Here is a 14,254-nt window from a genome sequence, read left to right as displayed (position 1 = left end):
GCTATCGCGAGGTCAGTGGACTATCGCGAGGCGGGATCAGCCGATTCGGAGGACTCCGCGGCTCCGGCGGACTCGGTCGATTCCGCGGCTTCGGCTGGACCGAAGGCATTGCCCTCTTCCTTGTCGAGTTGAGTCGGCCCCTTATTGCGGAAGGCCCAGATGTAGACGACGAGCGAAACCGCAATGCACACAGTGACGTAGGTGAAGAAAACCCCGTCGGCTTTCGCCTCGTGCAGCGCCTTGCCAATATAGGGCGCGGTTCCACCGAAGACCGCGTTGGCGATGCCGTAGCCCAAGCCAACGCCCAGTGCCCTGATTTCGCGTGGGAAGATTTCCGATTTCACCAATGCGTTGATCGAGGTGTAGCCGAGCACGATCAACAGCGCCGACATCATCAGCAAGAAGGACAGCACAGGGCTGTTAGTACCGCTCAGCGCGCTCATTATTGGCCAGGTCAGCAAAACCCCGCCGATGCCGAACCAGAGCAACAAGGGCTTGCGTCCAATCCGGTCGGAAAGCGCGCCCGCCACGGGTTGCAACAACATAAACAGCAACAGCGCGAAGAAGTTCACCCAGCTCACCGTGGGCTTGTCCTTGAGGGTGCCGTTCATCAGGATCTGCATATAAGAGGTGAACGTGTAGAAAGCTACTGTGCCGCCCATGGTCAGTCCGATCACCACAAGGAAAGGCTTCCAGTACCTGGACAACAGCCGGAAGGTGCCCGGCGCAGCCTCACCGGCCTTGGCATTCTTCGCGGCATCTAGCTGAGCTTGCGGCACGGATTCGACCATGCCTCGCCGAATCCACATCACCGTAACGGCGGCAAGCGCACCAATCACGAACGGAATGCGCCAGCCCCACTCACGCAGCGCATCCTGACTCAGCACGGATTGCAGAACAATCTGCACCAGCAGCGCCAGTACCTGACCGCTGACTAAGGTGACGTATTGGAAGCTGGAGAAGAACCCACGGCGGTTTCGGGTGGCCATCTCCGACATATAGGTGGCGCTAGTACCGTACTCGCCACCCACCGAGAAACCTTGCAGCAATCGGGCCAGGAACAGGATGACCGTGGCTCCGACGCCGATCTGTGCCACTCCTGGCGAAACGGCGATCAGCAGAGAGCCACCCGCCATCAGAATGACGCTCAAGGTGAGTGCCGCCCGGCGGCCGTTTCGGTCGGCATAACGCCCAAAGAACCAGCTACCCACCGGTCGCATAATGAAGCTCGCCGCAAAAACTCCCAGCACACCGAGGGTGTCCTTATCCTCGGAGCCACTGGCGAAGAAGACGTGGCCGAAATAGGAAGCAAAAACGGTAAAGGAATAGAAGTCGTACCACTCAACCATGTTCCCTGCGGAGCCCCTGAGGATGTTCCCCACCACCGAGCGGGCCTTGAGCGCCTCGCGCTCCGGATCGTGTGTCAAAGTCATTGGCAATCTCCACTTCGTCATGTTGCGCCGTCGTTCAGGCTATGCGCAGCGACGGGCGTCAGGCAACACTATCGGTGCTCATAGCAATCATTTTTCCAGCTTGCTATGAATTATGAACAGCCCATTCACAGCCAGGACTTAGTCCCGTAGTGTTTGTGAGAGCGACCCATCAGGGCCGTTCTCTTCGAAAGATGCTGCGGCCAAGAGTCGCGGATACGAGAGCAGACATGCGTCCGTTGCGGCACACCGCGACGGACTCCGTTGTGAAGGAAGAAGATGACCTTTGCCTCAAAAAGGCGAGTGAGAGCAGTCACTGTGGCTGGCCTCACCGGCATCGCGCTTCTGTGCGGAACTGGGCTCCAAGCCCAGGCCACAGAAGCCCCCAAGAATCCGACCAATGACGCCAACAACTCGGTGACAGTTCCCGCGGACAAGATCAGCGGAAATCTAGCAGACGCTAAGGGCCCGGTTTCGGTCTACGTCCAGCTCTCCGGCCAGGGTGCCTTCGCGGCGACTCAGTCCCAAGCTGTTAAGCAGAAGATCAGCAGTCCGGTAAATGCCTCGGCAACCGTGAAACAGCTCCGCAAGAACATCGAACAAACTGCCCAGTCCGTGACGCAGCAGGCCTCGGCAACCAAGCTTTACACCACCACCAACTCGCTTCCCGGCGTCGTTATCAAAGGTGATGCCGACGCCATCCGGGATCTAGCCAAGCGGACCGACGTCGTCAAAATCACCCCGATTGTGCCTAAGAGCATCCCGGACAATAAGTCCACGGACGTCGACACTCGGGCGCTGAACACTTGGGCGCAGACCGGACAGACCGGCAAGGGAATCAAGATCGCGGTAGTGGACAGCGGCCTTGATTACACCCACACCGACTTCGGTGGTCCGGGCACCAAGGAGGCTTACTCAACGGCGAGCGCCTCCCCCACCCTGGTAGCGGGCACTTACGATCCCAATAAATTCCTCGGTGGTTACGATCTAGCCGGCGATGATTACAACGCCGACCCTACTAGCCCCAGCTACCAGCCAGTCCCGCATCCAGACCAGAACCCGCTGGACTGCGTCACCGGCGGGCACGGCACCCATGTGGCGGGCACCGCAGCCGGTTATGGCGTGAATGAAAATGGTTCGACTTTCACTTCCGGCACTAATGGAAACCCAAAATACTCCGAGCTGAACGCAAACCAGGTCAACGGCCTGCGCATCGGGCCCGGTTCGGCTCCCGAGGCAGGGCTGTACTCCTTCCGAGTCTTCGGTTGCGGCGGCAGCACCGACCTAGTGATTGATGCCCTGGACAAGGTGCTTGACCCGAACGGTGATGGCAACTTCAGCGACCGCGCGGATATCGTCAATATGTCGCTCGGCTCGGACTACACGCCGACGGATGACCCGGAGAACGACGTCATCAACGAGCTGACGAAAACCGGCGTCCTGTCCGTAGTGGCTTCCGGTAATGCGGGAGATTTCTACGATATTGGCGGCTCCCCGGGAAATGCCAAGACCTCACTCACGGTCGCAAACTCGGTTGGCTCGCAGAGCGCCCTGGACCGCATTGATGTGCTCGCCCCGACCGTTGGGCAAGCCGCTGGTCAGTACTCCTCCAGCTTCGACTTCACTAACCCCGCAGTCACCCCGGCGCAGCTTACCGGCACCGTGGTGATGGGACCGAGTGGAACTAACTCCGATGGTTGCGCTGCCTTCTCCGCCGCCGATGCGGCCCGGGTGGCGGGCAATTGGGTCTGGCTGACTTGGGACGATAACGATGCCACTCGTAAGTGCGGCTCGGCTGCTCGGTTCAATAATGCTCAGGCTGCCGGTGCCACCGGCGTCGTACTGGATTCCACTTTGGATGCCTTCGCCGCCGGCATTGCTGGTAACGCCACCATCCCCGGCGTTCAGCTGAACAAGACCTATTCTCAGCAATTGCGCCCGGCCGCAGAGGCTGGCACGCTGAAGCTCCAGCTCAAGGCCGAGTACCGAGGCACCGCAGGTGGCGCTACGAACGCTCTGGACACCTTAAACACCAGCTCCTCTCGTGGTGTGCACGGTTCCAACGGCATCGTTAAACCCGATGTTGCGGCACCGGGCACCTCGATCGGCTCCGCCGGAGTTGGTACCGGCAACGGGGCTAACGTGAAGAGTGGCACCTCGATGGCGACTCCACATGTGGCGGGGATCGCGGCCCTGGTGATGGCTCAGACCAAGCTGTCCGCTTTGCAGGTCAAGTCCATCGTGATGAACACCGCAACGCATGATCTATTCAAAGGACAGTTCGCCTTTGGCCCCGGCCGCGTTGGCTCGGGTCGAGTTGATGCGCTGAACGCAACCACCACCAATGTGCTGGCTTATGCCACCGACGACGCGGAACTGACCAGCATTAACTTCGGAGTGCTTGAGTTGGCCGATAAGCCCCTGAGCATCACCAAATCGGTGACGGTCAAGAGCTTCGGTGGACCGGCTCGTAACTACGCGGTGAAGTATCTTCCCGCTACTACCGTGCCGGGTGTGGAGTACGTGACTTCACCGACGGTCTCGGTGAAGAGTGGCGGCAGCGCTACCTTCACGGTAACCCTCAAGATTGCCGACCCGAAGCAATTGCGCAAGACCCTGGACCCGACCATGGATGCCACTCAGCTGGGCACCGCGCGGCAGTTTATTGCCGAAGCCTCCGGCCGAGTGGAGCTCTCCAACGCGGGCGCTCCGAGCCTGCGGGTTCCGGTTTATGCGGCTCCTAAGCCGACGTCAGCGATGACGGCGGGCAAGGTGCTGAACTTCGGCACGGCAACCCAGGCTCCGGTTGCTTTGACCGGTCGGATGCTTCAGCAGGGCAATGTTGACGCTAATGGTTACAACGCTCTGGTGGCTCCCTTCGAACTGCAAACCTCCAGCCCTCGGATCGAGACGCTAGATGAGACCGCAGCCGCGGATGCCAAGGAAAATCTGGCAATGCGTTCGATGGATCTGCAGGACGTCGGGGTTTCTTCGACCATTCCGGCACTTGCTCAGCTGGGTGCGGACGTCAAGGATGGCGAGATCGCCTTCGGGATCAGCACCTGGGGCAACTGGGCGGCGCTGACCAAGTTCATGCCGGTCTACGTCGATATCGACACCAATAACGACGGCGTGTACGACTTCCAGCTCCGCACCGGGACTGCTACCGGCTTGGATTTGCCCCTGGTGGTCATCTCCAAGTACCTGGCGGATGGTTCAGCGCAGTCTCTCGGCACCGTGCCGCTCAACGGACTCGATGGTTCGTTGGATTCCAACACGATGGATTCCAACGTGATGAAGCTGTCGGTGCCGGCATCCATTCTGGGTATTGACGGGTCAAAGGCAGCCCCGTTCACCTACCAGGTCTCCACCTACTCCATCTACAAGGAGAAGGACGGAAATCTGGTCCCCGTGGATCAGACTGCCCCGCTGAAATACGATCCGGTGAACCCCGCGCTCTGGTTCGAAGACGGCAGTGCCAGCACTCTCTTCTTCGATCAGAGCAATGCCGGAATCAACGCCCACCGCGCACCGGGTAACACCACTGCCAAGGCGCTATTCCTGCACTTCCACAATGCCACCGGCGATCTAAGCGCCACCGGCGACGGCGGGAAGAAGGCTGAGATTGTTCCAATCAAGGCCAGCAACCCGGTTCAGCCCACGGTTTACCTGGCACCCAAGACGGTTTTCCAAGGCACCTTCACCATCGCCATCGGGCAGAAGTTCAGCCCGAACTCCAAGGTCACCGTGACCGCGGAAAACGGCGCGGTGCTAGGTACCGGAAAATCGGACTCCCGTGGCAATGTGATCGTCCTAGTCACCGTGCCCAAGTCGTTGACGGTGGGAACCCACACCCTCAAGGTCGCCGATGCGAGCGGTAAGAGCGGCACCGCTCAACTACTGGTCAAGGCCTGGCCGAAACGCTAGCCAGCTAGTCTGACAATAAACTCCGGCAATACAGAGGGAGGGGATGCTGAGCATCCCCTCCCTCTGTATTGCCGGCTAGGCTACGCTCCGGCCCGGATTTATTGATGAGCTGCCAGTTGTCGGATATTTACGAAATAGCTGCCAGGCGTGACGCTATATTCCAGTGAACCCGGCTCGGATGACCAGATCTCACATCGGGGAACAGCGCGCTCATCGATCTGCCTAAACTTGCCGCGGTTCGACTGTTTCGGCAGGTAAGAGAAGGGTTGTCTCAAAAGACCTCCCCCGACACTACCTCCCGGAATAGGCCTTACCTTGGGGGAATGATCTGATCGACATCGAAACCGCATCTCCATGCCTCCTCAGCAATCCTCAGTTGCGCTGAGCCTGAATTTCATCTCGCCGATCTAGAGAGCTCCGAAAGGAATCCCTGGAAAGCATTATGAATTCCGCCGAGGCGTGAGCTGAATCCATTCGTTGTGAAAGGTCACATTTCGTGAGTAAGAATTTTCTATCCGGTGGGAGACACTCCGTCTCACTGCCCAAGCGCGCTCAGCTTGTCGGCGCCGGGATGTGCTTATCCGTTGCGGTGCTCGCGAGTCTCGCCGCGGTTCCAGCCGAGGCTGCTGATCTCAATGCGCAGAGTCCTGTCACCGGCGTATCCGTAGTCTCGATCGACAACTTCACAACCCCGGTCAAGACCCCCAACGCCGTCCTCCCGGAGCTCGGGCTCAAGGTGACTTTCGACGTCAAAAATCCGGTAGCCGGGGACACTTTCTCCGTCCTTCTTCCTTCGGATGTCAGGGCGACTATCGCGGCCACCGGCCAGATCGCTACGGCCAACGGAACCGTCGTTGGAACCTTCAACCTAGATCCTGCCGATGCCAGCGGTCGAACCGTGCTGGTCACCTTGGGCAATGCCGTGACAGGTTCGGTTGATCTGTCCGGAAACTTCGTGTTCCAGTCCTCCTTCAAGCCGGGCGCACTGCAAATTGCCGGCGGAACCTACAGCGGAACAGTAATCTCCGGCAGCAAGAATTTCACGATCGCCGACGGCTACCCGACCGCAGCTCCTTACATCGCACCAACCTCCATGATGTATAGCGATTGGACGTCACCAAAGGCCGATAATGGCGGATCGCAAGCAGCCGCCATCAGCGCCACCTACTTGGCTACCGGAGATGCAACCGCACCCGGCGGGCAATGGATCGGCTTGTCCGCTATGACGGATAACCCGGGCCTGGGCGCTGCCACCCCGGATTGCGCCTCCGTAGTAGTTCGGTCGGTTCCTGCCGGAACCTATTCGGCCGCCCTGCCCTCCTCGACGGTGGGTACCGTGCTGACACTCGGCGTTGACTACACGGTCAATTGCGCTGATGGCACCTTGGGAGCGGGCAGTACCCCCACTACCGGTGTGACGATCCTGAATCCCAGCAGCTCGGTGGACTACAGCGTCTCGGAGACCTTCTCCACAGTCAGTCGGGCGCCGTTGCCAAGCAGCAGCGCAGCAGCACCCTTTGGTGGCTATGCCAGGTACATCACCGCGGGCTTGGCTTCCTCGGTGGCAGCTCATCTGGCCGACCCCACCGCTGCGGCCGCTTTCCGTGGCGGCATCATCTTGCTCGACCCTGCGGGAACAGCCACCCTGGTAGCCGCTAAGCCTGCCATCGGGCTGACCCTTACGGCCAACCCGGCGACGGGAACCACGGTCGCGGCAGGCCAGGAAATCAGCTACACGCTGGCCGTCAAGAACAATGGGGACGACGCCCTCAGTACCGCAAGCGCGATCGCAGACTTGAGCAAAGTGCTCAACAACGCGACGCTGGTCTCGAATTCCATCACCGCCAGCACAGGCAGTGCAAGCCTCACCGGAAGCTCACTGAAATGGTCCGGCGCCCTGCCGAAACCGGGTGCGACGGCGGTAATCAGCTTCAAGGTCACCACCGGCTCCACGACAGTCGCCGGTACTAAACTCATTGCCACGGCAACCGCCACGGGCACAGATCTGGGCCAAACCACCGTCAAGGCAAGCGCCGAAACAGTACAGCACTCGCTCCAGGTAACGGCAGCAGCACCGTCACCGTCAACCGAAGCGGCCGTTCCCTCCGCAACAACGACCGCGACCGCCTCCCAGTCGCCAGAGGCTGCGGTAAGCGATATCGCAACACCGCAGGAGAGCCTGGCGTACACCGGTTCAAACTCTTCATTGCCGCTTCTGCTCGGCGGGGCACTGCTTGTGGGCGGTTCCGCACTTGCCCTCGCTTCTCGTCGTCGTAAGAAGGCACAACACTAGAAGACACAACATTAGAAAGCTCGAGGGAGTGTTTATTCGGACGACCGGATAGACACTCCCTCGAGCTTTAAGCCGAGCGGATACGGTGGGGTCCCTGGAAGAAACTCCCCGGCCGCATTTCAGCCAAGATTCCGAAGATTTCAGGCCCCTGCGTGTGCTGCCAGGAAGCGGTAAACCTCGGTCTCGTCCACCCCAGGGAACACCCCTGGCGGCATCGCGGCGAGCAGATGGGAATGCGCCCTGGCGCTCGGCCAGGCGTTCCCGCTCCAGGCAGTCGCTAGCTCGGCCGGTGGGCGTTTACAACAACTCTCGTCCGGACAGCGAGATCGTGAGCGAGCCGTGGTGTCCCTGCCCCGGAACCACTTCACATGCGCATAGGGCACCCCAATACTGAGCGAGAACTCTCCCCCACTGGAGCGTTCGGTGCGGGCTGTGCACCAGTAGGTGCCCGCCGGTGTATCGGTGTATTGGTTGTAGGCACTGAACCTATCGCTCACCTCGAAGACCTCACGCGAGGTCCAGTATTTACAGATCGGCTGCCCTTCGATAGCTCCGGTGTGATCGGTGGGAAAGGTCACGCCGTCGTTCTCGTAAGCCTTATAGACAATCCCGCTCTCGTGCACCTTCTGGAAATGAGTCAGAATACCCAGATGCTCGGTGGCCAGATTGGTGAAACGATGAGCCGCGGTTTCATAGGACACAGCGAAGGCGTCCCGAATATCCTCCACCGCGATCCGTTTCTCGGCCTTGGCTTGCTGCAGGAAATCCACAGTCTGCTTCTCCGGCAGTAGCAGCGCGGCGGCAAAATAGTTTGTAGCCACCCGCTGGGAAAGGAAATCACCGTAATTGGTGGGTGGCTGATGACCCAGAACGTAGTGCCCCAAGGCTTGTAGCAACACCGAACGGGGGTCATGCTCGCTCCGACCGGACTGGGTCAGATAAATTCGACGATTCTTCAGATCCGTCACGGATCGGGTTGAATGCGGCAAATCACTCACATGGTGCAGGGTGAACCCGAGATGATCCGCAATGTCCGCAATCACGTGTTGGGAGAGCGGCCCACCGGAATAGCCGACGCCGGTGAGCACCTTGGCAGCCTCGCTCTCGTATTCGCCAAAATAGTTATTTCGTTCGCGCATTTGTAGCCGTAGCGCAGTATTTGCCCGGCGTGCCTCTTCCGGGGTGGCCACCTGTTCATTGAGCCGTCGTTCCAGTTCGGCTTGTAACCCCACTAGTGCCTCCAAGGCATCCATCGAAAGCCTTGAGGAGACGCGGACTTTCGGCAATCCGAGCGATTCGTAGAGCGCACCGCGTTGTGCGCGTTCGAGCTCTATTTCCAAGGCAGCCCGACGGCTCGGCGGCTCGGCTCCCAGCAGTTGATCAATGCTCACCCCAAGCACCCTGGCCAGCGCGTTCAGCAGGCTCAGTTTGGGCTCGCGTTTGCCATTCTCGATCAGGCTTAGCTGTGAGGGCGCGGCGTCGACCCGAGCACTCAGGTCATCCAAAGTCAGACCGGCACTTTTGCGCAGATGACGCACTCGCCTGCCCAGGCTGATCACATCGATTTCGCTGCCCTGAGCAACCACTGGGTCACCGGAAACTGGACGCTGCCAGCCTTGAGTTGTCATTTCTTGATCATAAGTGAAGAAATGCAAATCTTTCCAGGAAATTTTCTAGATAGCGGCTCAAAATCGGAGAAAAGTTGGTCATGCGAAGAAGCGCAGCAGAAGTTCACTCCGGTCTTCCCCACTGGAGTACAACCAAGGAGCGGGACATGTCAGAGCAGCCACGTACTAATCAGCAAACGTCAGCGGAGGCGCTGGAGCTGGAATGGGCCGCCAACCCCCGCTGGGAAGGCGTGCGTCGAGATTACTCAGCGACCGACGTCGTAAAGCTGGCCGGTCGCGTTCAAGAAGAGGCCACCCTGGCCCGCCGCGGTGCAGAGAAACTGTGGGATCAACTACGCAGCGCCGGCACCGAGGGTTACACCAATGCCCTCGGCGCGCTCACCGGAAACCAGGCCGTGCAGCAGGTCAAGGCCGGGCTCAAAGCCATCTACCTTTCCGGCTGGCAGGTGGCCGCCGATGCGAACACTTCCGGAAACACCTATCCGGATCAGTCGCTCTACCCGGTCAACTCGGTGCCCACCGTGGTCCGTCGAATCAATAACGCCTTACTCCGCGCGGATCAGATCGAGTTCTCCGAAGGCAAGCAATCCGTCGAGGACTGGCTGGTGCCGATCGTCGCCGATGCCGAGGCCGGATTCGGCGGTCCGCTGAACGCCTACGAGCTGATGAAGTCGATGATTCAGGCGGGCGCTGCGGGCGTGCACTGGGAAGACCAACTCGCCTCGGAAAAGAAGTGCGGCCACCTCGGTGGCAAGGTCTTGATCCCCAGCCAGCAACACGTCCGGACCTTGAATGCGGCTCGGCTCGCGGCCGACGTCGCCGGTGTTCCTTCCGTTATCGTGGCCCGCACGGATGCGGAAGCCGCAACCTTGATCACCTCCGATGTTGACGAGCGGGACCAATCTTTCTTGACTGGAGAGCGCACCGCAGAAGGTTTCTATAAGGTTCGCAATGGCTTGGAACCGTGCATCGCCCGGGCCAAGGCCTATGCTCCCTACGCCGACCTGATCTGGATGGAGACCGGCACCCCCGATCTGGAGTTGGCGAAGAAATTCTCCGAAGCGGTGCGTAGTGAATTCCCGGACCAGATGTTGGCCTATAACTGCTCACCCTCGTTCAATTGGAAAAAACATTTGGACGACGACACGATTGCCAAGTTCCAGCGTGAACTCGGTGCCATGGGCTTCAAGTTCCAGTTCATCACCCTGGCTGGCTTCCATGCGCTGAACTACTCGATGTTCGACCTGGCCCATGGTTACGCCCGGAACGGGATGAGCGCCTATGTCGAACTGCAGGAAAAGGAGTTCAGCTCCGAGGATCGCGGCTACACCGCAACCAAGCATCAGCGCGAGGTGGGCACCGGCTACTTCGACCTGGTCGCCACTGCGCTCAATCCGAGCGGCAGCACACTCGCTTTGGCTGGCTCCACAGAAGCTCAGCAATTCCACTAACGGTTATCCATTGTTCAGAAGGATAAAGATCATGACTTCCCAAGACATCACCATTACCGCCCCACCCATTGAGCGCCAAGACGAGATTTTGACCCCGGAGGCACTGAGGTTCCTCGGCGCTCTGCACCAGATCGCCGCCGGTCGCCGCCAGGAGCTATTACAAGCTCGGCAAGAACGGCGAACACAGATTGGCAATGGGGTGGATCCGCGATTCCTGCGGGAAACCTCAGAAATCCGCGAAGACCCGAATTGGCGCGTTGCCCCGCCGGCGCCGGGTCTGGAGGATCGCCGAGTTGAAATTACCGGTCCAGTGGATCGCAAGATGACCATTAATGCGCTCAATTCCGGGGCCAAGGTTTGGCTGGCCGATATGGAGGACTCCTCCACCCCGAGTTGGCAGAACGTCATCGGGGGGCAGCTCAATCTGGTTGATGCGCTGGAGCGCCGGATCGACTTTGTTTCAGCCGAGGGTAAGGAGTATCGGCTGGGTGAGCAAACTCCGACCATCGTGGTCCGTCCCCGAGGCTGGCATCTGCCGGAGAAGCATCTGCTGGTGAATAATCAGCCTATCGCCGGAGGCATTGTCGATTTCGGACTGTACTTCTTCCACAACGCCCAGCGGCTGATCAATCAGGGACGTGGGCCGTACTTCTACCTGCCGAAGATCGAAAACCATCTGGAAGCCCGGCTGTGGAACGATATCTTTATCCTGGCTCAGGATCTGCTGGGCATCCCGCAGGGCACCATCCGGGCCACTGTGCTGATTGAAACGATTACCGCTGCCTTTGAGATGGAGGAGATCCTCTATGAGCTGCGCGATCACGCTTCCGGTTTGAATGCCGGTCGCTGGGACTACCTGTTCTCGGTGATCAAGAACTTTCGTACCCGTGGCCCGCGCTTTGTGCTGCCGGATCGAAACCAGATCACCATGACCGCGCCGTTCATGCGGGCTTATACCGAGCAACTGGTCCGAGCCTGCCACCGTCGCGGGGCAATGGCCATCGGCGGGATGGCCGCCTTCATTCCAAATCGCCGTGACCCGGAAGCCAATGAGATCGCGCTGACCAAGGTTCGGGCGGATAAGACCCGGGAAGCGAACGACGGCTTTGACGGCTCCTGGGTTGCGCACCCGGATCTGGTTCCGGTGGCGATGGAGGTGTTCGACGGCGTCCTGGGCGAGCGCCCAAACCAGCTGAGTAGGCTGCGGGAGGACGTCATCCCCGACGATAAGGCGTTGCTGGACATCGCTGCCACCGAGGGGTCGATCACCGAGGCCGGGGTGCGGACGAATATCGAAATCGGCATTCGCTATATCGAATCCTGGCTGCGCGGCAATGGTGCGGCTGCCATTCATAATCTGATGGAAGATGCGGCCACCGCGGAGATCTCTCGGTCACAGATCTGGCAGTGGATCTACGCGGAGGCGATCACCGACCAGGGTGAAATCATCACCGAGGACTGGGTGCGCGAAATGGCCCAACAGGAGTTTGAGCGGCTCGAGCGCTTCGACGGGGATCGCTTTGACGATGCGCGAGAGATCTTCGAAGAGGTAGCACTGGGTGAGGCCTTCCCCACCTTCCTGACGGTTCCTGCCTATGCGCGCTTCTTGCACGAATCCGGAGCGCCACAATTGGCCGCGAGCGCGGCCTGAATAAGCTTGGCTGACTCGTAGTTACGCCTCAGGAGGTCCGAAATCCGGATCCATGAGCCAGCCACGAAACTAAGGGGTGCCCCGTAACCACGGGGCACCCCTTAGTCACGAACTCATCGCTATTTTTAATAGAAGCACTTTTACGGTGTGCTGGATTGGCTCTAGAATCAGTGCATTGGGCATTGCCGCCCGAACCCCACAGCGGAGGACGCACTATGCCTATGCTCACCACACTCCTGAGCAAGCTCCTCGGACTTTCGGAGCGGCCGAATAGAGCCCTCAGCATTATCAAAGACTTTCCCATTCCGATGCTCGACGGCACCGAGCTACTCGCCGATCGGTACCTGCCCCACGGCGACCCCGATGCCAGCGGTCCGGTGGTTTTGATGAGAACCCCCTACGGCCGCGGCGGTGTTCTAGGACGTATACATGCCAACCTGATGGCTGGTCAAGGCTTGCAGGTTGTGGTGCAGAGCACCAGGGGCAGCTTTGGCTCGCAGGGTGAGTTCCGCCCCTTTCAGACCGAACGCGAAGACGGCGTGGCCACTGCCGAATGGATCCGCCAACAACCCTGGTGCGACGGCCGCTTGGCGATGGCTGGCGGCAGCTATGTTGGGCACACCCAGTGGGCGGTCGGCCCCTATCTGGAACCGCCGCTAGAAGCCATGTGCCTTGCCGTCACCACCTCAAACTTTGTTCCGAATTTCTATCCGGGCGGCACCTTTGCCGCCGATGACATGGTGTCCTGGTCAGCCATCATCGGCCTCCAGGAGGAGCCCTTTGCGGCCCTCCCCAAACCCTGGCAGCTCCGTCGAACGCAGGCTGCTATGCGCGGCTTACCACTCGGACGTGCCGATCAAGCCGCGATCGGCAAAGAGGTGAAGTTCCTACAGGACGTGGTGGCCCACGCGGGCCAAGACGATGGCTACTGGAAAGGTCGAGCCGATCACAGTGAAGCTCTGCCAACGCTCACCGTGCCCACCACCATGGTCAGCGGCTGGTACGACCCGTTTCTAAAGGCACAGCTGGAGGATTTCAAGGCTTTGGGGGCCGCCGGCCACCCCAGCCGGATCACAATTGGCTCTTGGCGGCACGGAGAGCCGGCCAGCCTAAAAGTGATTCTGAGTGACCAAATTGGTTTCCTCAAGGCGACGTTCGACGGCGATCCGGCACCATTGCAGCGAGCCCCGGTCAGGATTGCCCTCCAGCACTCCGGCCAGTGGCTCGACTTCGATCAGTGGCCGCCGCCGTCGAACCCGGTGGAATTCTTCACCACTGGTAGGGGCAAACTCGCTGCCAAAGCTGCCGAATCCTCTGCAGAGTCCTTCGACTACTCCCCCGATGACCCAACGCCAAATATTGGTGGTCCGCTGCTGATGGGCGAATCGAAGCAACGCGATAACGCGGCCCGCGAATCCAGGCCCGATGTGCTGGTTTACAGCGGCGAACCGCTTGAGCAGCACCTCGACGTGATCGGGGAACTACAAGCCACCATATTCCTGCGCTCAACTCACCCGAAGCTGGATGTTTTCGTTCGGCTCTGCGACGTCGATCCTCAGGGCGTTTCCTGGAACGTCTGTGACGGCGTCCTGCGGCTCACCGACCCCGCAGAAGCCGCCGAAGTCCGCGAGGTCACGGTGCAGCTTGATCCAACCGGCTATCGCTTCCAGGCCGGGCATCGGTTACGCCTGCAGATCTCCGCCGGTGCCTGGCCTCGCTACGACCGGAACCTGGGCACAGCGGAAGCTCTCGCCACCGCCAGCTCCGGGATCCCAAACCGAATCGAGATCCTTTCCGGCACCGACCATCCGACCACGATCACCTTGCCGATCTGGAAGCCCTAAGTCTGCTGACGAGAATTGTCCCATCCGTTG

At 59.9% G+C, this 14,254-nt stretch carries 7 protein-coding genes; 5 read left to right on the top strand and 2 right to left on the bottom strand.

What is annotated here, in order from left to right; genetic code table 11:
• Positions 1 to 20 precede the first annotated feature (20 nt).
• The gene (locus tag FHU41_RS12310; RefSeq protein WP_179389930.1) at positions 21 to 1,433 is read right to left on the bottom strand and encodes an MFS transporter; all 1,413 of its coding nucleotides are present in this window, start codon (positions 1,431 to 1,433) and stop codon (positions 21 to 23) included.
• Positions 1,434 to 1,733: 300 nt separating this feature from the next.
• Here FHU41_RS12310 and FHU41_RS12305 point away from each other — a divergent pair, with 300 nt between their 5' ends.
• Together FHU41_RS12305 and FHU41_RS12300 are read left to right on the top strand one after the other, a co-directional pair.
• On the top strand, positions 1,734 to 5,357 hold the full coding sequence (locus FHU41_RS12305; RefSeq protein WP_179389929.1) for a S8 family serine peptidase: 3,624 nt from the start codon (positions 1,734 to 1,736) through the stop codon (positions 5,355 to 5,357).
• A gap of 496 nt (positions 5,358 to 5,853) precedes the next feature.
• Positions 5,854 to 7,650, top strand: coding sequence for a DUF7927 domain-containing protein (locus FHU41_RS12300; RefSeq protein ID WP_179389928.1), 1,797 nt, complete (start codon positions 5,854 to 5,856; stop codon positions 7,648 to 7,650).
• 140 nt (positions 7,651 to 7,790) lie between these two features.
• On the opposite strand, the gene FHU41_RS12295 is transcribed toward FHU41_RS12300, so the two are convergent.
• Positions 7,791 to 9,305, bottom strand: a complete 1,515-nt coding sequence (locus FHU41_RS12295) for a helix-turn-helix domain-containing protein (RefSeq protein WP_425503306.1) — start codon at positions 9,303 to 9,305, stop codon at positions 7,791 to 7,793.
• A 119-nt stretch (positions 9,306 to 9,424) separates the two neighbouring features.
• Here FHU41_RS12295 and aceA point away from each other — a divergent pair, with 119 nt between their 5' ends.
• From aceA to FHU41_RS12280, 3 genes are all read left to right on the top strand, one after another.
• Positions 9,425 to 10,729 carry an isocitrate lyase gene (gene aceA, locus FHU41_RS12290; protein ID WP_179389926.1) on the top strand — a complete coding sequence of 435 codons (1,305 nt, stop codon included), beginning with the start codon at positions 9,425 to 9,427 and terminating at the stop codon, positions 10,727 to 10,729.
• Positions 10,730 to 10,760: 31 nt separating this feature from the next.
• Positions 10,761 to 12,380 (top strand): malate synthase A, encoded by a 1,620-nt coding sequence (aceB, locus tag FHU41_RS12285; protein ID WP_179389925.1) that lies wholly within the window; start codon positions 10,761 to 10,763, stop codon positions 12,378 to 12,380.
• A gap of 215 nt (positions 12,381 to 12,595) precedes the next feature.
• Positions 12,596 to 14,224 carry a CocE/NonD family hydrolase gene (locus tag FHU41_RS12280; RefSeq protein ID WP_218847214.1) on the top strand — a complete coding sequence of 543 codons (1,629 nt, stop codon included), beginning with the start codon at positions 12,596 to 12,598 and terminating at the stop codon, positions 14,222 to 14,224.
• Positions 14,225 to 14,254: the final 30 nt, after the last annotated feature.

Source organism: Psychromicrobium silvestre (assembly GCF_013408295.1).
In the GTDB taxonomy this organism is placed as follows: Bacteria; Actinomycetota; Actinomycetes; order Actinomycetales; family Micrococcaceae; genus Renibacterium; species Renibacterium silvestre.
The sequence above is the reverse complement of the archived record's forward strand: the minus strand, read 5'-3'. Positions and strand labels throughout refer to the sequence as shown.

Bases quoted from the DNA above. Each gene is read 5' to 3' on its own strand.
- aceB (WP_179389925.1), top strand. From the start codon at position 10,761: ATGACTTCCCAAGACATCACCATTACCGCCCCACCCATTGAGCGCCAA.
- aceA (WP_179389926.1), top strand. From the start codon at position 9,425: ATGTCAGAGCAGCCACGTACTAATCAGCAAACGTCAGCGGAGGCGCTG.
- FHU41_RS12310 (WP_179389930.1), bottom strand. From the start codon at position 1,433: ATGACTTTGACACACGATCCGGAGCGCGAGGCGCTCAAGGCCCGCTCG.
- FHU41_RS12280 (WP_218847214.1), top strand. From the start codon at position 12,596: ATGCCTATGCTCACCACACTCCTGAGCAAGCTCCTCGGACTTTCGGAG.